The organism is Duganella sp. S19_KUP01_CR8, from assembly GCF_036688705.1.
Classification (GTDB): domain Bacteria; phylum Pseudomonadota; class Gammaproteobacteria; order Burkholderiales; family Burkholderiaceae_D; genus Rugamonas.
Genome location: NZ_JAQQPR010000002.1, coordinates 272,642 through 297,057 on the forward strand (window position 1 = coordinate 272,642; position 24,416 = coordinate 297,057).

Genomic DNA, 24,416 nt, shown 5'->3' on the forward strand with positions numbered 1-24,416 from the left:
TGACTGTTTGATGGGATACCGATGAAGGGTTTTACGCCGGGACTGTTTGACCGGCTGATGGATATGCCAGTCAACGGCGCCTCCAGCGGCACGGTATCGCGCTTGTCGATCGAGGACTTGAAGGACTCGGTCGCGCGCGATCTGGAAGCGCTCCTCAACACGCGCACCGTGATCCCGGAAGAGCTGCTGAAGCGGTATCCCGAATGCGGACGCTCGATCGTGACATACGGCTTGAATGACTTTGCCGGCTTGTCGCTGTCGAGCACCGACGATCGCGCTTTTATTTGCCGATGTCTTGAAAAAGCCATCGCGCGCCACGAGCCACGCCTGCGCAATGTGCAGGCTTCGCTCGAACTGCGCGCTGACTCCATCAACCGCCTCAACTTCGCCATCACGGCGCTGCTGGTGGTGAGTTCGGCCCATGAACCGGTCAATTTTGATGCTGTGTTGCAGCCGTCCAGCCTGCACTACACCATAAGCAAGGCGCGCCGCGTGGCGCAATCGGGAGCCTGAGTTGGACCAATTATTACCGTATTACGAAAGGGAGCTGGGATTCCTGCGCCGCTATTCGCGCGAATTTTCCGAACGCTACCCAAAAATCGCCGGCCGGCTGCTGATCGGCGGCGAGGTGTGCGAAGACCCGCACATCGAGCGCATGATCGAATCGTTCGCGCTGCTCAATTCGCGCATCGCCAAACGGCTCGACGACGACTATCCAGAATTTACCGAAGCACTGTTCGAGGTGCTGTATCCGCATTACCTGCGGCCGTTTCCATCGTGCTCGATCGCGCGCATGGACTTCAGCGGCGCCGCGGCGCAGCTGACCACCGCCAGCGAGATCCCGCGCGGCACGCAGCTGACCACGCGCCCCGTGCGCGGCGCCGTGTGTACCTTCCGCACCGCGTATCCGGTGACGGTCGCGCCGCTGGCGCTGACGCATGCTGCTTTCGCCGCCATCATCGATGCGCCGGAAGCGACGCGTACGCCGCCCAACGCCACCTCCAGCATCAGCCTGACCATTTCCAGCACTTCGGCCCAGGTCGCGGTGCCGCAGCTTGGACTGTCCAAGCTGCGCGTGTTCATCGACGGCGAGCCGTCCTTCTGCGCCGCGCTGCGCGATGCGCTGTTCATGCGCGGCGTGTGCGCCTATGCGGAAGCGGACGGCAATGGCCGTTGGATACCGCTGCATAAAATCCCGGTGACCCCGGCCGGCTTCGACGAGGAAGAATCGCTGATCGATTTTTCGGCGCGCTCGCACGCCGCTTATCGCCTGCTGACCGAGTATTTCTGCTTCCCGGAGAAGTTCAACTTCTTCGATATCGACCTGCACGCGCTGGCCGGCGTGCTGCCGGTCGGCTGCAAGTCGGTGACGCTGCACCTGGCCTTGTCCGGCATGCGCACCGATTCAAACACCGCGCGTATGCTCGGCACGCTGAACATCAATAACGTGCTGCTGGGCTGCACGCCGGTGGTCAACCTGTTCTGCCAGCGCGGCGAGCCGATACGCCTGACGCACACCACCGCCAGCTATCCGGTGCTGGCCGACGCCCGCCGAGCGTTTGCGTACGAGGTGCAGTCCATCGATTCCGTGAAGCTGGTGCGGCAAACGCCGCAGGGCGAATCGGTGCTGGAGTTCCGCCCGTTCTACTCGCTGCGCCACGGCCAGACGCCGGAAAAGAATGGCCACTACTGGGTCATGCGGCGCGACGACATCATCGCCGAGAAAAGCCCCGGCTACGAAACCCAGATCTCCATCGTCGACATCGATTTCGATCCGGCCGAGGTGGAGACAGATACCCTGAGCCTGGAGCTGAGCTGCACCAATCGCGACCTGCCGGCCTCGCTGAGCTACGGCCAGCGCGGCGGCGACCTGTTCCTGGAAGGCGGCTCCAGCGTGCGCGCCATCAGCTTCCTGCGCAAGCCGACGTCCTCGCACCGCTTCGAGCGTGGCCGCGGCGCGCACTGGCGCCTGATCTCGCACCTGTCGCTGAACCATTTGTCGCTGTCGGACGGCGGCCTGGATGCATTCCGCGAGATGCTGACGCTGTACGACCTGCCGCGCTCACCATCGTCGCAGCGGCAGATCGGCGGCATCCTGGCGGTGGCGCACAAGGCGGCCAACACCTGGCTGCCGGGAAACCCGTTCGCCTGCCTGGTGCGCGGCATCGAGGTGCGCCTGACCATCGACGAGGAAGCCTTCGTCGGTAGCGGCATCCACGCTTTCGCCCACATCATCGAGCGCTTCCTCGGCCTGTACGTGCACGCCAACAGCTTCACCCAACTGGTGATCGTATCGAATAAAACTGGAGAGGAGCTGTTGCGATGCACGCCACGAAGCGGCGATTTGAGCCTGCTGTAATCGAGCGGCTGTTCGCGCAGCCGTACCGGTTCGAGTATTTCCAGGCTGTGCGCATGCTGGAGCTGTGGCTCAAGCGCCATGGCGCGCCGGGCGAGGGCGCGGTCGCCAACTATTTGCGCTTCCAGAATTCGACTTCGCTCAACTTCCCGGCCAGCCAGCTGGAAGCGATGCAGCCGGAGCCGCGCGAAGTACCGACCGACGCTCGCGCGCTGGCGGAGGCGCTGCAATCGGCGCAGCTGAAGTACATCCGCATCACGCCGGCCTTCATGGGCTTCCTGGGCAGTAGCGGCACGCTGCCTGCTCATTACACGGAACGCATCGCGGCGCACGCCCTGTACGAAAAGGACGATGGTCCGCGCGCTTTCCTGGATACCTTCTCCAACCGCGCGCTGGCCCTGTTCTACGAGGCCTGGCGCAAGTACCGGCTGGAGCTGAAGTACCAGGTCGACGGCAAGGACACCTTCTTGCCGCTGCTGCTGTCGCTGGCCGGCATGGGCAACGAGTCGCTGCGCCGGCGCCTGTCGGACGGCGGCGATGGCGTGCTCGATGAGTCGATCGGCTACTTCGCCACCGCCATGCGCCAGCGTCCCGCGTCGGCGGTGCAGATAGCGAAGGTGCTGTCGGAGTATTTCAACCAGAAGATCAAGGCCGAGCAGTTCATCGGCTGCTGGTACGACGTGCCGCAAGAGCAGCAGACCATGCTTGGCATGGGCAACGCCATGCTGGGCGCGGGCGCAATGGCCGGCTCGCGCGTGTGGCAGCGCGACCTGCGATTGCGCTTGGTGATAGGCCCGCTGGACCTGGAAGGCTACGAATCCTTCCTGCCCGGCGGTAAAGCGGCGAAGGCGCTGGAAAGCATGTTGACCATGTTTACCGGCCTCTCGCTGGAGTACGAGGTGCAGCTGGTGCTGCGCGCGGCCGACGTGCAAGGGGCGCGGCTGGAAGATGATCGCGTTGGCGGACGACTGGGGTGGGACAGCTTCCTTGTCACCGACGTCCAGACGCAAGACCGCGCCGATGTGCGCTATGAGATTCATACAGTATAAAAAATAAAGGAACCATCATGAGCATCAACCTGAAAACACTGATCGGAAAACTGAACGACACCAGCCGCATGGCAGCCACCCGCGCCGCCAGCCTGTGTGTCTCGCTGGGGCAGTACGAGGTGGACATCGAACACCTGTTCCTGGCGCTGCTGGAGCAGACCAAGAGCGATTTCGTCGTCATCGCGCGGCAGAGCGGGATCAGCGTCAGCATGTTGGAGGCCGATTTACAGGCGGAGATCGCGCGCCTGAAGACGGGCAATTCCCGTACGCCGGTGTTCTCGGAGCGCTTGCCCAAGCTGTTCGAACACGCATGGCTGATCGCATCGCTCGACCTGCAAGCGGGCCAGCAGGCCAAGATCCGCAGCGGCCACTTGCTGCAGGCGTTGCTGACGGAGCCGGAGCTGGCGCAACTGGCGTATCGCGGCTCCAAGCTGTTCGCCAAATTTGAAGTGGACCAGATCAAGCATAACCTGGACAAGCTGACCGCGGGCTCGGATGAGGCGGTGGCGGCGCAGCAGGGCGGCGAGCATGAAGAGCTGGATGGCGATCCGGTTGGCGACCTGTCGGCCAAGGCCGCGACCAAGACGCCGGCGCTGGACCAGTTCACCACCAACCTGACGCAGCGCGCGCGCGACGGCAAGGTCGATCCGGTGATCGGCCGCGATATGGAAATCCGCCAGGCCATCGACATCCTGATGCGCCGCCGCCAGAACAACCCTATCCTCACCGGCGAGGCCGGCGTCGGCAAGACCGCCGTGGTGGAAGGCCTGGCGCTGCGCATCGCGTTGAACGACGTGCCGGACGTGTTGAAGGGCGTGGAGATCCACACGCTGGACATGGGCCTGCTGCAAGCCGGCGCCAGCGTCAAGGGCGAGTTCGAGAACCGCCTGAAGAACGTCATCGACGAAGTGAAGAAAAGCCCGCACGCCATCATCCTGTTCATCGATGAGGCGCATACGATGATCGGCGCCGGCGGCCAGGCCGGCCAGAACGACGCAGCCAACCTGCTGAAGCCAGCATTGGCGCGCGGCGAACTGCGCACCATCGCCGCTACCACCTGGGGCGAGTACAAGAAGTATTTTGAAAAAGACGCCGCATTGGCGCGCCGTTTCCAGGTCGTCAAGGTCGAGGAACCGAGCGAGGAACTGGCTTGCGCCATGTTGCGCGGCATGGCGCCGCTGATGGAAAAGCACTTCGGCGTGCGCGTGTACGACGAGGCGATCACCGAGGCGGTGCGCTTGTCGCACCGCTACATCATGGGCCGCCAGCTGCCGGACAAGGCAATCAGCGTGCTCGATACCGCCTGCGCCAAAGTCGCACTGGGCCAGAACGCCACGCCGGCGTTGATCGAAAACCTGGCGCGCAAGCTGGAACGCATCGCTGCGGAATCGGTGTCGCTGCAACGTGAGCAGAGCACCGGCGGCAGCGCACACGTCGCCCGCCTGGCGGAACTGGAAGCCGGCCGCGTCGCCGCCGCCGCGCAGCATGCCGATTTGTCGGCGCGCTGGGAGAAGGAGAAGGCGCTGACGGAGCAGATCAAGTCCGGTCGCGTCGCATTGGAGGGCGGCGGCGAGGGCGGTGCAGGTCAAAGCAAGGACTTGCAGGCGCTGCAAACGGAACTGAAGTCGCTGCAAGGCGAAACGCCGATGGTGCCGGTGCAGGTGGACGGTCATGTGGTGGCGGAGATTGTCGCCGGCTGGACTGGCATCCCGCTGGGCAAAATGGTCAAGGACGAGATCAAGACGGTGCTGAACCTGAAACCGATGCTGGAACAGCGCGTGCTGGGCCAGCCGCATGCGATCGAAGCGGTGGCGCAGCGCGTACGCACTTCGCGCGCCAACCTGGACGATCCGAACAAACCCAAGGGCGTGTTCCTGTTCGTCGGCCCATCCGGTATCGGCAAGACCGAAACCGCGCTGGCGCTGGCCGATGTGCTGTACGGCGGAGAGCGCAAACTCATCACCATCAACATGAGCGAATACCAGGAAGCGCACAGCGTCTCCGGCCTGAAAGGTTCGCCGCCGGGCTATGTGGGCTATGGCGAAGGCGGCGTATTGACCGAGGCCGTGCGCCGTAATCCGTACAGCGTGGTGCTGCTGGATGAGGTGGAAAAGGCCCACCCGGACGTGATGGAGCTGTTCTTCCAGGTGTTCGACAAGGGCGTGATGGACGATGCGGAAGGCCGCGAGATCGACTTCAAGAACACCATCATCATCCTGACGTCGAACGTGGCGTCCGCCGCGATGATGCAGGCCTGCCTGAACAAGACCGGCGACGAGCTGCCCGATCCGGCGGCGCTTGAGGAGCTGATTCGTCCGCACCTGATGAAGCAGTTCAAGCCGGCCTTCCTGGGCCGCCTGAAGGTGATCCCGTACTATCCGATACCCGACGACGTGCTGGTGGAGATCATCAAGCTCAAACTGGGCAAGATCCAGCAGCGCATCAGCGTCAATCACAAGGCGGAGTTCAGCTACGACGAGGCATTGGTCGAAGCGGTGCTGGCGCGTTGCACGGAAGTCGATTCCGGCGCCCGCAATGTCGACAATATCCTGAATGGCACGCTGCTGCCTGAGGTGGCGGAATCCGTATTGACCAAGATGGCCGAAGGCGCCGCGATCAGCAAGATCAAGGTCAGCGCCAACAAGCAGGGCCAATTCAAGTACACCGTTAAATAAGGAGATTCACGATGATGAAACACCCAGCCACTATTGCGATCTTGATGTCTGCGTTGATCCTGACCGCATGTCACAAGAAGGACAAGCAGGAAGAGGCGCCGGTCGCCGCTGCGCCAGCGCCGGCAGCTGTTCCTGCCGCGCCAGCGCCAGCCGCTGCGCAACTGACCGAGCAGCAGGAGGAAATGGCCAAGAAGCAGGCCTTGCTCGATTACGGCACGATGGAAGATAAGTACCTGAACGATCCTAAGGGACAGTGGGCAGCGACTGCGAAGGCCAGTTCGACCTTTGGCGACGACGATGGCAAGACGCCGTCGGACGTCAATGTGGCCAAGAATACCGCCGGCCCATCGGATGACCGCAGCTGGACTAACAACAACCAGGACAAGGGATTCGACTGGCTGGAAGTGAGCTACGCCAAGCCGGTCAACGCGACCGAGGTGCGGGTGATTATCCCCGGCGGCAATGGTGTGGAGGCGATGAACAAGGTGGAGTTGCAGGACACGGATGGCAAGTGGAACACCATCTGGTCCGGCATCAGCGAGGTAAAGCAGGACCGGCGCGGCAGCCGCACCTGGTTCGTGCGCACCTTCGACAAGACTGCTTATAAAGTCAAAGGCGTCAAGATCACCATCGCCAACAACGTCCAGCATGGCTACAAGGAAGTAGACGCCGTCCAGCTGGTCGGCGAATAACACTCAAGCAACGTCATTCCCGCGAAAGCGGGAATCCATGCAGCGCGTCAGACATATGCTCAGTATGGATTCCCGCGTGCGCGGGAATGACTCTGGTTAGTTAGGAGGTCGCACTCCCAACATCTCTTCGATGTGGGAGAGCGAGCCTTCGTCCTTGATGACGGAACGCAGCCAGGTGTGCAGGTCTTGTTCGCCGGCGGTGGCGGCCTTCTCGGCGAAGTAGGAAACCGGGCTATGTGGCTCGGTATCGCGGAAGAACTTCGCCACCGCCCGCAGTTGCGCGATCGCGTGCGTACGGTTGCGGATCGGGCCTGAGGCGCCTTCGCGTTGCTGCGGCGCCGCTGCGCCGTTTTCCCCGTGCGACGGCTGCTCATCGGCGTAATCGTCGGCCTGGGCTTCGGCTGCGCCGTTGGATTTGCTCGCCGCCGGCATCACGTGCAGCATCGATTGCACGGCGTCGCGCGCGGCCGAGAAGCCGGGGCTGTCCTGGCCCAGCTTTGCGTCCGCCGCTTTCTCCAGTTGTAGCAAGGCGTCCATGCAGTACTGCGCATCGGCGACGAACTTGGCGCAGAACTGTGCGGAGTTGGAGCGCTTGGCCGCTTCCATGTCCGCCAGTTTGGGCGCGCCGGATTGATCGTCGCTGCCAGTGGCGCGCTTGCGGGCATACTCGAAGTCGATGGTGGAGTAGGCCGTGTTGCGGCCTTCCGTCAGCGGCAGCTCGCGGATCAGCGTGCGGGTGCGTGCCAATATCCAGCTTAAGTTGCCGATGCGCTGGTCGTTGTCGCCGCCGTCGGCTTCCGGGAACAATCCCATGTCCCAATACTGCTCGCACAGGCCCGCCAACAGGCGATAGCCTTCCGCCAGGCCGCGCAGGTGATGCTGCTTGGCGGCGGCCTCGGTCAGCCATACTGCCAGGCGCAGGTCCTTGCTCTTTTCCGTCAACAGCGCCGAGCAGCGCTTGACGACGAATTCCCAATCCGCTTCCTTCAACTCCGTCACCCACTCGCCTTGATCCAGCGATGGGTCGTCGTACTTGCGCGCCTGGCCGATGGCGTCCAGGTCTGGCGAGAAGGACAGGTCCTCGCCGGAAGGGCGGCTGTCGCTGATGGGGATTAATAACTGCTCTGCTGAAAACATGATGTCCTCTGTTCGATTATTGGGCCATGCGGAACTCGATGCGGCGGTTGCGCGCGCGTCCGTCCGCACTGTCGTTGCTGGCGATAGGCCGGTCGGGACCCTGGCCGCTGGCGGTCAGCAGGTCGCCATTCAGGCCGTGGCCGGCGAAGTAGGTTTTGACGGTCTCCGCGCGGGCCTGGCTCAGGCCCAGGTTGGTGGCGCGCAGGCCGGCGCTGTCTGTGTGGCCGATGATCTCGACCTTGCGGCCTTTGAGCTTGAGCAGCGCCGCCAGCATCTCGTCGAGGATGGCTTTGCCGGCCGGCGTCAGTGTCGCCTTGCCGCTTTCGAATTCGACGGTGCGGTTGGCCAGCGTGGTGTCCAGGATATTCTGGTCCGCCGCCGATACGCGCAGGCCGTTGTTGACGGTGTAGGTCGGATTGAGGCTGGTGGCGACGGTGCTGGCGATGCGCTGGCGCACCGACTCGTTGGCTACTTCGCCGCGCAGGCTGACGTTGCTGCCGTCGATTTTCAGCTGGCCGCGGCTGATCTGCTTCAGATCGGGCGTGATGAGCTTTTGTACGTAGCCGTTCCAGTTGGCCGGCATGGCGACCGGGCCGATGGCGATCTGGTCGACCACCTTGTCGGCGCCATAGACTTCGCGCAGCTTGGCCAGGACTGCGGCCTTGCTGCCTTCGTCCGGCACGGTGCCGCTGGCCAGTACCTGGCCCGGTTCCGGCGCGGCGGGTGCCAGGCCTGGGTTCTGGGCGCTGGCGCCGGCGGCGCCGAGCGCGCACAGGGCTGCTAGCAGGGCGTTGGCGATGATTTGATTAGAGCGCATGGTCAGGTTCCGATAAACGCCGCGCCGACGGAATCCAGCGCGGACTTGAGTGACAGGTTGGCTTGCGCCAGATAGGTGGACAGCTTCTTGACGCCATAGTCGGTGTCGATCTGCTCTTCCACCCAATCCAGTTGTTCGAAGTCGATGTGGTGTTCCAGCGCCGTTTGCGGGTCCATGATGGCCCGCAGCGTCTGTGCCGAAGCGCCGCTGAAACCCAGCACCAGCGACGGCCGTTGCCCGATGCGGGTGACGAACAGCGCCAGTTCGAAATCGGCGCGCGCCAGGAATGGCGTAATCAGGTGCATCCAGAAAGCGGCGACCAGGTTGCGGTACATCGGATCGGTCGGCAGCGGCAGCAGCAGGCTTTTCTCCAGGCGGCTGGAACTGCTAGCCATGACGGGTTGTAGCAGCATGCCCAGGGCCAGCAGGATCTGCCTCACCGAGCCCTGGAAGCCGGTCTGCGCCAGCATGGCGTCGAGCGCGCCCACGGTTTGCAGCTCGAGGAAGTCCTCGAAGGCGGCATCGTAGGCGGCCGGACGCAGATCGAGTTCGATCATATGGTTGGCGGCGCTCTGCAGCGGCTGCGTGGGGTCGCCCGCTTCGCGCACGCCCTTGGTCAGCGTTTCAAGGCGGTTCCACAGCCGTGTTAGCACCAGCGGGGAGTTCTCCACGAAGGCGGTCGGTTCGGCCACCTCCATCGCGCCCATCATCAGGAAGGGGTAGCGGCGGCTGGACTGGTCGCTGCTGGCGACAATGTGGCCGGCGATGGCGTGCCGGCGGCGCGGCCCGACAAAGGCGAAGTGCAGCGGGGCGACGGCGTCGTAGTTCAGTTTCCAGCGGGCGTCGGTGCTCATCAGGTCCATCGCCTGCGACAGCCAGTCATCCAGCACCTTGATCAGTGCCGGGCTGTCGCTGCCTTTGACGAAATCGCCCCGGCTTGGAATCTTGCCGAAGTAGCCGACGCTGATCGGCGTGGCGCCGCGGCTCATTGAACGGCTCCCGCAGCGGCGGCGGCGGTGCGCGACGGCGCGGCCGGCGGCTTGGGCGCGGGCGTTCCCGCCGGCGCGGCTGGAACGGCCGGAGCGGCCGGCGCAGCAGGCGCCATTGGTGCAGCCGGTGCAGCTGGTGCGGCGAGCGTACCGGCGGCGATGATCGATTCAGGCAGGCGCAGGCGCTTGAAGCCTTGCGCCGCCTGCACCGGTTGCGGCGCCGGGGCCTGCGTGGTGGTGACGATCTTCAGGTTGGCGGTGACGACCACGCCGGCGTTGTCCCAGCTCAGTTCAAACACGCCGTTGTCCTTGCGCTTGCGTTTGGCGGCGTCGATCATTTTCTTCAGACCGAAGTGACCCGGTTCGCTCAGCAGGCTGACGGTGCGGCCTTCCGGCGTGATCGCGGTGATCTTCGAGCCAGGCACGCCTTGCGGATTCGGCCACGCCATGTGCACCCAAGGCTGCGGCTGGCCGCGCCAGCGCAGCGACTGGCCGTCGATCTCGATGGTGAACTCGGTCGCGCCGACGGCGCCCAACGCCTGCAAGTCGAACATGGTCTGAGCTTCGCCGCCGCTGGATGCCGCGGTGTTGGCGACGCCGGCCGCCGACAGCGGTGCGATCCAGTTAGGGAAGGCCGCCACCACTGGCGGCGCCAGGTTGACGCCCATGTCGGCCCAGGTCTTGGCGCTCAGCGAATCGCCGCGACGCACGACCAACGGGCCAATGGTGGTGTTGAAGAACTTGGCGATGGCGCCGTCCGGTCCGAAGATCTCGCCGATTTCGGCGTTGGTGGCTTCCGCGCGCGATTCGGTCGCGAACGGATACTTCAGCGCCAGGTTCTTGCTGAACGGTTGCAGCACTTGCGCGGCCCACACCTTGTTGATTTCAGTCTCGGTCGGCTTGACGATGACGGCGAAGGTCTGCATCAGCGGACGCACCAGCAGCGGGCGAACCGCCAGCTTCTGCGCATCGGTCATCCCGGTCAGCATTTGCTCGTCGACGTATTTGAGCGCGTCGGCCAGTTCGGAGCCGGTGCCGTCCAGCGTTTGCTGCATCAGCTGCTTGGCGCCCGGGCCTGGGTCTCCCTGGTTCTTGATCTGGTTGAAGCGGGTGCGCAGCTTGGACATTTGCTCCATATAGCCGCGCATCAGCGACGCGTCCTTGTCCTTGGTGACCACCAGGCGGGCGACGCCGGAGAACTCGCGGCCGACAGGGCCGAGCGGCAGCGCGGCGTTCTGCACATTGCCGGAGCTGCTGACGTTGATGTTGAGCTGCGACGGTTTCTGGCGCAGGATGGTTTCGCGGAACCAGCCGGACACGCCGCGTTGCGCGCGTTGCAGGCCGGCGTCCAGCAGCGACGGGTTATCCCACGAGGTTTGTTCGTAGACCGTGGTGACCAGCTTGTTGATCGGCGAGGTTTGCGGATCGCCCAGGCGGTTCATCGCGGCGGCGGCGTTGTCGAAGCCTTCCAGGTCGCGGATGGTGACGCCTTGAATGAACTTGCCCCATTCCTTGGCGTAGTCGTTCTTGTACAGTTCAACCAGCGCTTTCTGGATCTGTTCCGGGCTGCCTTCCAGTGTCAGGTCGTCCTTGGCGGAGGTTTTCAGCACCCAGTCGGCGCTTTGCATTTCGCGGTTGGCGGCGTCGCGGAAGGCCTCCTGCACAAAGCCTTCCCACGCCTGGCGCGTGAAGCTGCCTGGAATGGCGTAGCTGCCCAGTACCAGTTCCTTGTCCTGGTCGCCGACGATGCGGGCCACGGTCATCGATGGGAAGCGGGTTGCGGCGCGGGCCTTGACGTCGGCGTAGACGCGCTCGCGCGCCGGCATGCCGCGCACCACGCGGCGCAGGTTGTCGCGGGTCTGGTCGACCAGCGCCAGTTTGCCGTCGATCTGCGGCCACGACGTGTCGTTGACCTGCGCCAGGTAGAAGGAGATCATGCGTTCGGCGCTGCGTATCATTTGCTCGCGCGGCATGGCGCCACGGTTCCCGTCCAGCCAGACGCGCCAGAAGCGGGTCAGCTGGTCGTTCAGGTGGCCGGCTTCGGCGCGCGATTTATCGCTCAGCATCAGGTAGGTTTTCAGCGCGTTGTAGGCGTCTTCCGCGTTGGCGGGCGAAGCGTCCTTGAACTGGGTGGCGCCGTTGTTGACCGGGGCGGCGGATGCGCTGGTGTCGGTAGCTGGGCCGCCGGCTGCGGCGGTGACGGCGGCCGTCACCGGCTTGGCCATCGGTTGCAGTTGTGCGGCGCCGCTGTTGACTTCCGCGAGGAAGGCTTCCAGCGACTGGCCCACTGGCTTGAGCATCACTTCACGCACGCCGGCGAAGTATTCCTCGCGCAGCTTGCGCTCCAGCAGATCGCCCTGGTACAGGCCCAGGCCCAGCGACAGAGGGCGGTGTTCACGGTAGCCGTCCAGCTGCTCGATGCGGTCTTGCAGGATCTCCAGCGCCTGGAAGCGCGATTGCAGGTCCATGCGGTTCTGTTGCACCTTGATGGCCTGGTCCAGGTCCGCCTGGACGTTGGCGACCAGCTGGCGGTTGTTCATGTACGACCAGCTCCAGCCGGCCAGCGCCAGGCCGACGAAGGCGGTGGCGGCGAAGAAGGCGGCGTAGCGCATGCGCGTCTTGGCCGGGCTGGCGTATTGGGCGACCAGGTCCTTGTCCGCGAAGATCACTTTGCGGAACAGGTTAAGCAGGAAGTAGCCTTGCTGTTGATGGGTTTCTTCGTGTTCCTGCGGCTGCAGCTTCAGGTCGAAGCGCTGCGCCACGCGGTGCGAGGAGGCGGAGACGGATTCGCCTTCCTGCAAGGCGCTGGTGAAGTAGAAGCCGCGGAACACGGGCTTGAACTGGAATGGGTTTTCTTCAAACAGCGTGGCGATGAAGGCGCGCAGCGACGGTTTGATCGAGCTGAATTCCAGCGGGAAGGTGAACACGCCGGACGGCATGCGCTCGCGCCATTGCAGCGCCATATTGGCCTGGCTCAGGTCTTTCAGGCCGTCGTACAGCTCATCGAAACGGGCGTCGAACTGGTCGAGTATCTGCTCGCTGGTGGTGGACTGGCTGTAGGGCAGGGTGGCGCCCCAGATCTTATCGCGTTCGCCGCGTTCGGCGTCCTGGAAGAATTCGTTGAAGCCGGTGATCAGGTCGGCCTTGGTGAAGACCACGTACACCGGTGCATATACTTCGAGGCGCTCGGTCAGTTCCTGCACGCGCTGGCGCAGGTTCTTGGCCAGGTTGATGGCGAATTCCGGACGGTTGCGTGTCAACTCGGCGATGCTGACGGCGATGATGACGCCGTTGATCGGCGCCTTCTTGCGGTATTTTTTCAGCAGGTCGAGGAAGCCGAACCACTCGCCGCGGTCTTCGTCGACGACCGAGTAGCGGCCGGCCGTGTCGAGCAGGATGCCGTCGGTGGTGAAGAACCAGTCGCAGTTACGGGTGCCGCCCACGCCTTGCACGATCTTGGTGTCGGCGAACGGGAACTGCAAGCCGGAGCTGGCGATGGCCGTGCTCTTGCCGGCGGCCGGATTGCCGATCACCATATACCACGGCAGTTCGTACAGCGCGGCGTTGCCGGAGAACTGGCCGATCTTCGAACCCTTGATGGTGGAGATGGCATCCAGCAGGCGCTTGCGGATCACGTCCGTTTCCTGGCGCTGGGCCGGATCGGGTTTGCCGGGCGCCTTGTTGACCTGCTGTTCCAGCATGTCGCCCAGTTGCGCGCCGGCGCGCTGGCGGCGTTGACGGCGCCATAGCCAGACGATGGCGCCGAACAGCAGCGCGATCGCCAGCACGATCCAGGCGACGCTGGCCGGCCATTCGAAGATGGCGGCGGCGATCAGCAAGCAGGCGGCGAAAGCCAGCCAGCCTATCACGATCAGGCTGTTGCGGGTCGTCAGGAATTGCCAGGTTTTTTGCATCATGATTGGGGCTCTAGAAAAATTCGTCAAAATCAAACGGGTACGGCAACGGCGGGGCCGATCACGGCGACATCGCGCCGGAACGGGTCAAGATTACTGATGCACAGGATGGCCGCGTTGCGGCTCTCGGCTTCCTGCCGCGCTAATGCCAGCGCGGTCAACCAGGTAACGCCGCCGCAGCTGCCGCAGCTGGCGCCGACGCTGAGCACATCTACGCCGGGATCGAGCTGCGGCGTCGATGCCGACACCACACCCATCAACTCCATGACGCGGCTGGTGCGGTGGTCGGTGTCGGCGGCGATCAGCGCGATGGAGGATGCTTCGCGGCCGGCGCCGTGCAGCGCCTTGGTGCTGAGTTCTTGCAGCAGGTCGGCGCTGGAGCGCTTCGATGCATCGGCGGAGTGAGCCAGCTGGCCGCTGCTCATGGCCAGCAATTGCGGCAGTTCGGCGCCGAACGCCAGCAGCCTGGCCTGGACGGCGTCGGCCAGCAGCAGGCCGGCCGCGCCTTCGCCGGGGATGCGGCCTTGCGGGTGGTTGGAGCCGAATAACGCGGTGGCGTTGTCCATGCGTTCGACGCTGTCTGTGCCGATGTGAGAGCCGCAGGCGACGACCAATGCCAACGCCGGCGGCTCGTTCGACAGCAGCCGTGCCAGCACGGTGCCTGCTTCGGTGTCGGCCGCGCCGCGTTCGGGCGCGAGGGTGATGCGGTCTTCCGGCCATCCAGCCTGGATCGCCAGGTGGCGGAACCACAGCACGGTGGCCTGGCGCTGCTCAGGTTTCCATTCGGGCGGCCATACAGGATGGAGTTGCAGCATCGGCAGCGGCGACGGCTCGCGTTGCGCGATATGGCCTGCGTGGGCCTCCAGCAGCGTGTGGCCGGCGAGGTGGCCGGACAACTCGTTCACCACTTCGCTGCCCGCGCTCAGTGCGCGCCATTGTTCGTCGTTGAAGTGCGGGGCCAGGGCATTGGCCTCCAGCCAGTCCGACATTTCCGCGCGCAGCGCATCGGCATCGAGGTCGCCGATGCGGGCGCTCATGATCGGGTAGCCATAGGCGTCGATGAGTTCCGGGTCCAGCGCGGGACGCGGATTGTCGTCGGCCAGCGTGGCGCTCAGCTCAGCGGGCGACATGCCGTGCGGCGCGCGCACGGCGGCGGCCACCAACGACAGCGATGGCCCGCGCGCCGGTTGCGCCGGTGCTTCGGCCTGCGCGGCGGCGTCGCCTGCTGCGGCGCCGGCGGCGGGCGCGCTGACGGCGCGATAGATCATTCGACCCAGCCAGAACACGGCCAGCAACGCCAGCGGCAGTACCAGCAGGTACAGCACCAGATCGTCGGTGGCCGGCATGCGGTTGTTCGCGCGCCAGTACCAGACGGCGCCTATCCAGCTGGCGCCGAACGCCAGGACCGCTATCATCAAATTTTTAAGCCATGCCGCCATGTTTGCCCGTACCTTATCGTTTCATCACACCGGGCATACGCAGTTCCGTGTGCCCGAAGTCCATCATTTTCCAGCGTCCGCCCCAGGTCAGGCCCAGCGACTCGGCCACTTCGCCGTAGAGCTGATAACCGCGCATGGCCCACGGATCTTTTTCCGAGATCACCAGCTTGCCGTCGCGCAGAAACGCGCAGTCGGCGGCCAGGCCGTATTGGTGCCAGCTCTGGAACGCCGCCGCGTTGGTGACGTTCGGTCCCATCGCGGCCAGCTTGTTCTGGCGCTCCGGGCTGCGGTAGCCTTCCAGGATCGCCATATCGTAGCCGTGCCTTTCCTTCATGATCTTGAAGGCCATCAGCAAGCGCTGTGCATAGGCGGCGTCCATCAAGGCCCAGTCGCGGCTCGCGGAGACCAGCATCGGCCGCTCCAGCGCCACCTCGGCCGCGGCAAACACCAGCGGCGGCAGCGCTTGCGGCGGCACCAGTTGCTCGCCTTGCAGCAGATCGGCGACCTGGGTGTTGACCTCCCGGGTCGAGGTATCGAAGCCGCTCAGCGTGCTTTTGGAGCTCATCAGCAGCGCCAGCAGCGGCGGCACGCAGATCAGCGCCGCGCCGCCCAGGCACAACACATAGTGCTGGCGCAGGAACGAACCGACTTCCCCGGCCGAAGCGCGTCCGGTGCGACCGAGCGCGCTGGCGTCCTGCTGGCGGCGTTGGGCGATCTGGCCCACGCGCTGTTGCAGCCGCTGGCCGGCGCCGGCCAGCGCGTTGAGCACGAATTCGCGTCCGGCCGGGAACAGGACCATCCAGCTGATCAAACAGGCAAGTACGAAATAGAGTGCGATTGCCAGTATCAGCACGACAGTTCCTCTCCAGCATAAAGTTGCATCAATAGTGTCCTTAAAGCATTGCTTTGAGTATATCTTACAGTTATGACAATCCAGCGCACGATTGAAATCGCCCTATGAAACGACGGAAATCCGGGGTGCGCACGGTTGACTTTGTACTATGCGTCGCGTTTTCCTTGAATCGCGTAAAGTAATGCGAAATTAACAAGGAGTACATTTTGCAACGTCAAGACGATCGCCCTTCAAAGGGGGGCAGGCCAAGTCTTCTTTCCTCGGAACAGCAAGCGGAGGCGGAACGCCAGCGCATTCTGAGCACGTTGGACAGCAAATCGGCTGCCGCGGCGAGTGCCGTGGCGCGCAGCCCAAGCAAGCGTCCTGGCGGTTTGATGGTTTGGGGCACGGTGGGTGTCGGCATGCTGGCGGCGGTGGGCGGCGCGCTGGCCTGGATGAGCAATACGCCAGACGAGGACAGCGTGCCGGTCGCCGTGGTCGCTGCACCGGTCAAGCCGGTGGCGGTAGCTGCTGCTTCGGCTGCTTCGGCCGAGTCCGAAGTGTCGACCGCTGCGATATTGGAGGAGACGCCGGTCGTCGCCCCGGTGTCCGAGAAGCTGCCGTCGCTGAAGGAAATGCTGACCGCCCCGGCCAAGCCCAAGGCCGCTCCCGACGAACTGATGCAGGCGTTGGAACGGCCGCAAGCGAAGGCGCCGCAGTTGGCCAAGGTTGAGCGCAAGCCCGAGCATAAGCCTGAGCACAAGCCCGAACGCAAGGCCGAGCACAAGCCCGAGCGCAAATCCGACAACGTCAAGCTGGCCCAGAAAACCACGCTGGCCAAGGACAAGGACAAGCCCGCGGGCAAGCAGCCGGACAATGACGTAACGCTGATCACCGCGCTGATGGCGCATTTGCAGACTCGTCCGCCGGTCAAGAAGACCAGCACGCCTGCCGACCAGCTCAAGACCTGCAAGCAGTACAACGCCGCCGGCGAAGAACAGTGTCGCGCGCGTTTGTGCGCGGCCGACGCCAAGAAAGAGCCGGAGTGCAAGGCTGCTCCCGGCGCAAAAACCGCATCGAACTCATGAGTATCGCCTTACTGGAACAAATCACTACCGCCTTGGCGCAATTCTCCAGCGCCACGCGGCTGTACGCGCTGAAGCTGGATGATGACGACGCGGACCTGGGCGCCGGCGGTTTGCTGGTGGAAGCATTTTCCGCCGACGACGTGGTGCAAGGCACCGGCGCGCGCGACATCATCGTGCTGTCGACCAACGCCCACGTGGAACTGGCGCCGTTGCTGGGCAAACCGGCCAGCCTCGAAGTGAGCCTGGTGGACGGCAGCCGCACCACCTTCAGCGGCGACATCACGCAGGCAGCCATGCTGGGCAGCGAAGGCGGCCTGGCGCGTTTCCGCTTGCGCTTGACGCCATGGTTGTGGCGGTTGAGCCAGGTGCGCAACAGCCGCGTATGGCAGGACCAGACGGTGATCGAGATCGTCGAATCGGTGTTTGCAGGCTATCAGCCGCTGGCGCAATGGCGCTGGAGCGAAGAGGTCGATAGCTTCCTGGCCGATGTGCCGGCGCGCAGCTATTGTTGCCAGTACCGTGAATCGGACTATGACTTCGTGCTGCGCCTGCTGACCGAGGAGGGCCTGGTTTGGCGCTTCGAGGAAAGCGAGGACGGCCTGTGCCTGGTGCTGTTCGCCGACAGCAGCCAGCTCAGCGCGGTGCCCGAGGACGCCAGCAGCGAGGCCGGCGGCGGTATCCGCTTCCACGGCGTGCGCGCCGGCGAGAAGCAAGACACCATCCAGGCCTTGCAGGCGCGACGCAGCGTGTCGGCTACGCTGACCAGCTTGCTCAGCTACGATTACAAGGCCAAGAAAGCCGTCAGCGCCAGTGCGCCGGCCATGCAACAGTACGAGAAATTGCCGGCGCTGGAGAGCTTCGACGCTCCCGGCCAATACGCCTATGCAGACGGCGGGCTGGCGCAGCATTATGCCGAATTGCAAATGCAGGGACGGGAAGCGCGCAGCCAGTTGTGGCGCGGCCGATCGACGGTGCGCACCATGGCGGCAGGGCGGCGCGTGAATGTCACGCAAGGGCCGCTGGCTTCGGCCGAGGGCGCTGCCGTGCCAGCCTACACCGTGTTGCGTGTGACCAGCGTTGGCGTCAACAACCTGCCGTCGCCGGCCCAGCATGGTTTGGCTGAACTGTTCGGCCCGATTCCGGAATTGCTGGAAGAGTTGGCCCCGCAGCGCGATGCCGACTTTGCGCTGGTGATCGACCAGGCGCGGAAGACAGGCTATGCCAACAGTTTTGAAGCGGTCGCGGCAGACGTGATCTGGCGTCCGCAACTGCCGGACAGCGATGGCCGCAATCATCCCAAGCCAACCGCATCGGGCGCGCAAAGCGCGATCGTCGTTGGTTTTGATGGATTGGACCAGCCTGCCGGCGCTGATGAGCTGCATTGCGACGCGCTGGGCCGCGTGCGTATCCGCTATCACTGGCAGGATAGCGGCGACGCCACCTGCTGGGTGCGCGTTGCCCAGCGTTCGGCCGGCGGCGGCATGGGCAGCCAGTTCCTGCCGCGCGTGGGGCAGGAGGTGCTGGTGCAGTTCATCGAGAACGATATCGACCGTCCCATCATCCTCGGCGCCTTGTACAACGGCCAGGGCGAGGGCGGTGTCGCTCCAACACCGGCGGGGCAAGCGGCCGGCGACAGCCAGGCAGCGCTGTTCAATCCGGCCAGCGATCATGCGCCTTCCGCGCAGGGCAATCTGGCGGCGGGCAACAGTCCCTTGTGGCACGGCGCTTCCGCCGATACTGCCGGCCACGGCAACGCGGCGGCGCAGTGGGGCGTGCGCAGTAAGGAGTTTGGCGCGTCCGGTTACAACCAGCTGCTGTTCGACGACACCGACGCGCAAGGGCGCGTGCAGCTGCGCTCGACGCATGCGGCCAGCGAGCTGACGTTGGGCCATCTGATCCACAGCGCCGACAACTATCGCGGCAGTCTGCGCGGGCAGGGCGCCGAGCTGCGCACCGATGCGTATGGCGCGGTGCGCGCGGCTAGCGGCTTGCTGGTGTCGAGCTATGCGATCAGTCACAGCGCCAGTGAGCGCGATCCGATGGGCGATAACTCGGCCGGTATCGCACTGCTGAAGCAGGCGGTGCAGTTGGGCCAGACGTTCAGCGATGCGGCCAAGACGCATGAGACGGTGGCGCTGGCCACGCACATCGGCGCGACCAAAGCAGATGAGAGCGCGCTGGATGAAAAGTCGGCGCCGTTGAAGGCTATGCTGGCTGCGGTATCGGGCATGGTGGGCAATGCCAGCCTGGATGCGGCCAAGGCCGATGCCGCGGAGAAAAAGACAGCGCCGGGCGACGATCAACTGCCGCACGCTAGCTCGCCGATTATCGCCGTCAGCGGCAAAGCCGGTCTGAGCGTGACCGCAGGTCAGGCGATGCAGCTGTCCAACGGAGAAACGCTTGCATTGATGAGCGGTGCCGATACGCAGTTCGTCAGCGGCGGGCAGTTGCGCGTGCAAACCAAGCAGGCCATCGGCGTGCTGGGTGGCGCGGTCAAAGCGGGCGAAAACAATATAGGCGTGCAGATGATCGCCGCCAAGGATGCCATCGATATCCAGGCGCAAGCGGATGTGCTGAAGGTGCAGGCGCGGGATGAGGTCAATCTCGTCAGCGCGAATGCTTTTGTGGATTGGGCTGCAGCCAAGAGCATTACGCTGTCGACTGCGGGGGGCGCCAACATTACCATCGACGGTGGCAATATTACCGTGCAATGTCCAGGCAAGATAATGATTCATGCGGGGACCAAGAATTTTTCGGGACCAGCGAAAACGCCGTATCCAATGCCCGGCCTGCCAAACAGCATTTGCGTCGAGTGCTTGAAGAAGTCACTCGCCGCCGGATCTGCCTTTACAGTTGTTGAATAAGATATGCTCATCGATACTTACCAAGAAAACTGGCTAACTGATTTGCATGAGCGCGCAAGCCGGCTTGGCGGCGAAACGCAAGTCTACCTCTTGATCGATGGTGTGTTTGTCCCCGGACTGTATCGTCAAGTTCGAAAGGCGGCACCTGCAACGGAGATGACGTTGCTGTTTGAGACCTTGCCTGCTTGCTCTGACAAGGTGCGCGATGTGTCGCCGTTTCTGGTGCGGTACGACGCAACGGTAGGTGGTCTCGACAAAGTATTGGGGCTATGCAGTGGCTCGCCGATGGTTAGCGCAATCGAGACCGAGGAGACACTGACGCAGTTGACGGAACGGTTGGCTGCCTGGTGTGTGATCTACTCGGACGGGCAAAGGTTTAATTTCCGATTTCCGGATACGCGCCGGCTGCCGGGGATTTTCTCTGCCCTGCGCGCCGATCAACGGGCACAACTGGCCGGACCTGCAACGCGATGGGCGTACATCGATCGCAAAGGGGGATGGAAGGAGCTGCCTGTTCCGATGGTGGATAGTCCGGTTGTCCAGGATCGGCCTGAGCTTGATGACGGTCAGTTCGGGATGATGGTCAGCGATAACGAGGTGGATTCCATGCTGGTGCGTATCTCTCGCCGGCAGCATTTGCCTGATGAAAAACCGTCTCATTTGCACGCTACGATTTCTTTGGCGTTGCGGGTTGCAGAGGCGCAGACGCTGGATGAGAATTTGCTGATCGATTGGTGTGAGGAGTGTCTGCTACATTCCGTGCTGCCGGATGAGATGGTGATGGCTAAAAGAATAGTCGAGTGGCGACAAAGTGTTGCCGCGGTTGAGTAGAAATGCGAAAGACATGAAGTTGATAACTCAGCGTGTGCTGCGCGGTTCCAGAAGCTTGCTGTTGACAGGTCTGTTTGTGCTGCCGGCGACTGGGCTGTGCGGGAATGGGACTGTGCCCGTCAGTATCCACGAAGTGAACTATAGTGGCGACGACTTTTCTTACGTCGTTGAAGATCTTCTGGACAGCACGAATAAAGGTGGTGGGGAGAGTATCGGGCCGTACGAGACTGGTGGAACTATGTGTTGCTATAGCCTTCCGCAGACATGGCGTCCCGGCATTCAGATCAAAGTGCAAGCTGTCCACAGCGCCCGGCTTTCACCCGATAAAGCAGGACCAGATATCGCTGAAACCAAGATCGTCGAAGTGCCGGAGTATGTCGATGGCAAGGCTGGCGAGTTATGGGTGGTTCGTGCCGTCGATGGCTCGTTGAGCGTGGTCTCTAGCGATTTTCGGCCCGATCACGCCAAATGGCCTGGTGCCGTCTTTGGAGTATAGACGGCAGCGATGGGGGCAGTATATGAAGTTGGCACAAGATGGTCTTGATACCGCGAACGAAGCTCTGGAGGAGTTGAAAACATCTCCCGGAAAATTGCTTGTCGACTCGTGGAGAGTCGATCAAAAATATCATGCGAAGTTGGTGGAAGGATTTAGCAGTCCTGAAGATGTGAATTATCTTGAGTTCGTTCGGAAAAAATTTGAGAAGATGAAACGCAATTCGGAGGAAAAGGTTCGACAGGTGCAGGAGCGTCGGCCATGAGCGCTCGCGTAGGTCCGTTGACATTGAGATAGCTAAGGTTAAAAAAATGATCGAGTGGCGACAAAGTGTCGCTGCTGTTGAATAGAAATGGGAAATACATGAAGTCGACAACTCAGCGCGTGCTGCGTGCTTCCAGAAGATTGCTGGCGACAAGTCTGTTCGTGCTGCCGGCGATCGGCCTGTGCGGGAACGGAACCGTGCCTGTTAGTATCCACGGAGTGAACTATAGCGGCGACGACTTTTCTTACGTCGTCGAAGACCCTTTGGACAGCCGGAATAAAGGTGGCGGGGAGAGTATCGGGCCATACGAGGCAGGTGGAACTATGTGCTGCTATAGCCTTCCTCGAACATGGCGTCCCGGTATTCAGGTCAAAGTGCAAACCGTCCACAGCGCCCGGCTTTCGCCCGATAAAGCAGGGCCTGAGATCGCTGAAACCAAAATCGTCGAAGTGCCTGAATATGTCGATGGCAAGACAGGGGAGTTATGGGTGGTTCGAGCCGCCGATGGCTCGTTGAGTGTGGTTTCTAGCAATTTTCAGCCTAATCATGCCAAATGGCCAGGTGCCGTCAAAGGATGGCCTGTACCGTCTTTGGAGTATAGACGACAGCGTTGGGGGCAATATATGAAGCTGGCACAAGATGGGCTTGACACCGCCAATGAGGCTCTGGCGGAGTTGAAGATATCCCCTCAAAAAATTGTTGCTAGATCGTGGGAACTCGATCAAAAGTATCGCGCAAAATTAGTGGCAGGATTTACTGGTCCTAACGATGTGAAGTATGTGGAATTTGTTCGGCAAGGATTTGAGGAAATGAAACGCAATTCCGAGGAAGAGGTTCGACAAGTGCTGGAGCGTCGCCCATGAGCGCCCGTCTATGTCCGGTGATCTCGGATAATTTTAGCGAAGCAGCAGACCTGAAGAAGTTTTTCGACGTAGAAGAACAAAAATTAATAAAAGAAAATGAGAAGCGGGAGTCGTTGAAACTTCCATGTCAAACGAATTTGTTTTTTGGCTTCTTCTTGGACGGAACCAAGAATAACTATGTCTTGGGTGCGGCGGCAAAAAATCAATCCAATGTCGCCCGCTTATATGACTGCTTCCCTGGGCAAAGTGTTCCCAACGTTTTGCCAGATGACTCGAAATGGACGTATAAGCCTGACGACTATAAGCATTTTTTCAGGGTATATGTGCCAGGCGTAGGTTCGCCGTTCGACGCTGTGAAAGATACCGGCAAGGGGAAGGATTTGACGACGGGCGCGGGGTTCGGTGCTCGTGGGGAGGACCGCATCAAGTGGGCGTTGATTCAAGCGATAAATAATGTCCATGTCTATTTCCATGGTTCCCCGCTACTCTCTCCGGACGAGACCCTATCGGAGATGGGGCGTATCGAATTGACGAAGTGGCAGCGGACGAAAATGCAGTCCCGACACATGCAGAGCTATAGCGACGCAGAGAATCAGGGCAAAGATACCAAGGCGGTGTTTGAAGAGCTACTGAAACGCTTGCATTCACAGGTCTCGATTCATTGGCCAGACCCGGCTACGTGCGAGCCGAAGAAGAAGGATCCGGCGCACGTTCAGAAGATCTACATCTCCATGTTTGGTTTTTCACGTGGTGCGGCGCAGGCGCGTGCCTTTGCCAATTGGTTAATGAGCTTGTGCGAACTAGATGCTCGCCTCAGTGGCCGCGGCCATGCTCAAAGCCTGGGTGGATTTGAAGTGGAGTTCGATTTCCTTGGATTGTTTGACACCGTCGCATCTGTGGGAATCGCCAATACAATGGGCGACAGTACTCTTCTTGGGCGATTTGACGGCCACGGAGCCTGGGCTGACGCCGACGACAGCTTACGCATACATGGCGGCTTGCGATGCCTGCATCTGGTGTCGGCGCATGAGGTGCGCCGAAGTTTTCCGGTCGATTCAATTTCGATTGGACAGAGCACGCCGGCCAACGCGGAGGAAATGGTATTCCCTGGCGTGCACTCGGATTTGGGTTCCGGTTACTGTCCGAAGGAGCAAGGACGCGGTGAAGACGAACTCGGTTCGGATATGCTTGCGCGTGTTCCGTTGCTCTACATGTATCACGAGGCACGACTGGCGGGTGTTCCATTAAAGTTGGACCTGGCTGCTCCCAACGTTAAAGATAAATTCAAAATTTCACCTTCCACGATCAAGGCGGTGAACGACTATCTGGCTACATGCACGGTAACCAGCGGCACGTTGACCGACATCATGCGGGAACAAGGGAAGAACCAAATTTTGTGGCATCTGGCGCGGCGCGTGAACAGCCCAACACCGCTGGAAAAGACCGAAAGCTACAAGCGCGCCACAAATTTCGACAAGAATGATCTGCATAGCGCGAATCTCGAATTTGAGGACGAAATTAAGGACTTTGAAGCATGGCTCGCGACCAAAGGACCAGGGTTCAAGCCGCAAAAGCAAAAGCCGGGTTTTGGAAATGACTACGAGCACGAATGGGAGGAGATCGCGACTTGGTGGAAAACTGCGCCGCCGTTGTCGGAGGCTGCATTGAACTTCTTTGACAATTACGTGCATGACTCGCATGCCTGGTTCAAATTGAGTGACGACTATCCTGACAATGAACCTGACTTGCAGAAGAAATTGATTCAGTGGGAGCAAAAGCGCTTGAACGCCCTTGCTCAGCGGGAGAGTGCGCGCGCGAGTAATGGCCGTAGTCACGGCGAATCTCAAAGCGGGTCCCAGAGCGACGGCTTGACGCCAGATCAGCGCCGGGCAGCTCAGGAGTACGCTCAAACTAAACAGACGCCGCTCATGTTGACGAGTGGACGTGAATCGAAAAAATTCTTGCTGCTGACGCTACGTGGTGGCTACCTTCGTTTTAGAAAAGTTTATGCAGGTGCTGACGGCATCCTTATTTCCAACAATGAGCGTCGTATGGAATCAGAAGCCAAGGCTGCTTAACTGTTCAGATGTGTTTGCTGATTCGTTTCGCCGG

General features: G+C 62.1%; 18 protein-coding genes. 12 read left to right on the forward strand and 6 right to left on the reverse strand.

What is annotated here, in order from left to right; all coding sequences use genetic code 11:
• Window positions 1-21 precede the first annotated feature (21 nt).
• Genes tssE through V6M89_RS03100 form a run of 5 tightly spaced genes read left to right on the forward strand, consistent with a single transcriptional unit; the run spans window position 22 to window position 6,772 of the window.
• The gene (gene tssE / locus V6M89_RS03080; protein ID WP_020702961.1) at window positions 22-513 is read left to right on the forward strand and encodes a type VI secretion system baseplate subunit TssE; all 492 of its coding nucleotides are present in this window, start codon (window positions 22-24) and stop codon (window positions 511-513) included.
• A gap of 1 nt (window position 514) precedes the next feature.
• The gene (gene tssF / locus V6M89_RS03085) at window positions 515-2,359 is read left to right on the forward strand and encodes a type VI secretion system baseplate subunit TssF (protein WP_332851772.1); all 1,845 of its coding nucleotides are present in this window, start codon (window positions 515-517) and stop codon (window positions 2,357-2,359) included.
• A complete protein-coding gene (gene tssG, locus V6M89_RS03090; RefSeq protein WP_332851773.1) occupies window positions 2,323-3,405 on the forward strand; it encodes a type VI secretion system baseplate subunit TssG in 1,083 nt (360 codons plus the stop codon). The genes tssF and tssG overlap by 37 nt, the downstream gene beginning before the upstream one ends.
• Before the next feature lie 17 nt (window positions 3,406-3,422).
• Entirely contained in the window at window positions 3,423-6,080 is a 2,658-nt protein-coding gene (tssH, locus tag V6M89_RS03095; protein WP_332851774.1) for a type VI secretion system ATPase TssH, read from the forward strand.
• 11 nt (window positions 6,081-6,091) lie between these two features.
• A complete protein-coding gene (locus tag V6M89_RS03100; protein WP_332851775.1) occupies window positions 6,092-6,772 on the forward strand; it encodes a hypothetical protein in 681 nt (226 codons plus the stop codon).
• Between the two features lie 96 nt (window positions 6,773-6,868).
• Here the strand turns inward: V6M89_RS03100 and tssA are convergent, their stop codons facing one another.
• From tssA to V6M89_RS03130, 6 genes are read right to left on the reverse strand one after another with little or no spacing between them, the layout of a single operon-like run.
• Entirely contained in the window at window positions 6,869-7,909 is a 1,041-nt protein-coding gene (gene tssA / locus V6M89_RS03105) for a type VI secretion system protein TssA (protein ID WP_332851776.1), read from the reverse strand.
• Between the two features lie 16 nt (window positions 7,910-7,925).
• Complete coding sequence (locus V6M89_RS03110; RefSeq protein WP_332851777.1) at window positions 7,926-8,726, reverse strand: OmpA family protein; 801 nt, start codon at window positions 8,724-8,726, stop codon at window positions 7,926-7,928.
• A 2-nt stretch (window positions 8,727-8,728) separates the two neighbouring features.
• Window positions 8,729-9,715, reverse strand: coding sequence for a type VI secretion system-associated protein TagF (gene tagF / locus V6M89_RS03115; RefSeq protein ID WP_332851778.1), 987 nt, complete (start codon window positions 9,713-9,715; stop codon window positions 8,729-8,731).
• Window positions 9,712-13,629 (reverse strand): type VI secretion system membrane subunit TssM, encoded by a 3,918-nt coding sequence (tssM, locus tag V6M89_RS03120; RefSeq protein ID WP_332851900.1) that lies wholly within the window; start codon window positions 13,627-13,629, stop codon window positions 9,712-9,714. Before tssM ends, tagF begins: the two co-directional genes overlap by 4 nt.
• 32 nt (window positions 13,630-13,661) lie before the next feature.
• A complete protein-coding gene (locus tag V6M89_RS03125; protein WP_332851779.1) occupies window positions 13,662-15,044 on the reverse strand; it encodes a hypothetical protein in 1,383 nt (460 codons plus the stop codon).
• A gap of 37 nt (window positions 15,045-15,081) precedes the next feature.
• Window positions 15,082-15,921: a M15 family metallopeptidase gene (locus tag V6M89_RS03130; protein WP_332851780.1), complete on the reverse strand. Its 840-nt coding sequence runs from the start codon at window positions 15,919-15,921 to the stop codon at window positions 15,082-15,084.
• Window positions 15,922-16,259: 338 nt separating this feature from the next.
• Here V6M89_RS03130 and V6M89_RS03135 point away from each other — a divergent pair, with 338 nt between their 5' ends.
• From V6M89_RS03135 to V6M89_RS03165, 7 genes are all read left to right on the forward strand, one after another.
• Window positions 16,260-16,988, forward strand: coding sequence for a hypothetical protein (locus tag V6M89_RS03135; protein ID WP_332851781.1), 729 nt, complete (start codon window positions 16,260-16,262; stop codon window positions 16,986-16,988).
• Window positions 16,985-19,852 carry a type VI secretion system Vgr family protein gene (locus tag V6M89_RS03140; protein ID WP_332851782.1) on the forward strand — a complete coding sequence of 956 codons (2,868 nt, stop codon included), beginning with the start codon at window positions 16,985-16,987 and terminating at the stop codon, window positions 19,850-19,852. The genes V6M89_RS03135 and V6M89_RS03140 overlap by 4 nt, the downstream gene beginning before the upstream one ends.
• 3 nt (window positions 19,853-19,855) lie before the next feature.
• Window positions 19,856-20,683: a DUF4123 domain-containing protein gene (locus V6M89_RS03145; protein WP_332851783.1), complete on the forward strand. Its 828-nt coding sequence runs from the start codon at window positions 19,856-19,858 to the stop codon at window positions 20,681-20,683.
• A gap of 13 nt (window positions 20,684-20,696) precedes the next feature.
• On the forward strand, window positions 20,697-21,179 hold the full coding sequence (locus tag V6M89_RS03150; protein ID WP_332851784.1) for a DUF3304 domain-containing protein: 483 nt from the start codon (window positions 20,697-20,699) through the stop codon (window positions 21,177-21,179).
• A gap of 22 nt (window positions 21,180-21,201) precedes the next feature.
• Window positions 21,202-21,441, forward strand: coding sequence for a hypothetical protein (locus tag V6M89_RS03155; RefSeq protein WP_332851785.1), 240 nt, complete (start codon window positions 21,202-21,204; stop codon window positions 21,439-21,441).
• A gap of 65 nt (window positions 21,442-21,506) precedes the next feature.
• Window positions 21,507-22,304 carry a DUF3304 domain-containing protein gene (locus V6M89_RS03160; RefSeq protein ID WP_332851786.1) on the forward strand — a complete coding sequence of 266 codons (798 nt, stop codon included), beginning with the start codon at window positions 21,507-21,509 and terminating at the stop codon, window positions 22,302-22,304.
• Entirely contained in the window at window positions 22,301-24,382 is a 2,082-nt protein-coding gene (locus tag V6M89_RS03165) for a T6SS phospholipase effector Tle1-like catalytic domain-containing protein (protein WP_332851787.1), read from the forward strand. The genes V6M89_RS03160 and V6M89_RS03165 overlap by 4 nt, the downstream gene beginning before the upstream one ends.
• The last annotated feature ends 34 nt before the right edge of the window (window positions 24,383-24,416 follow it).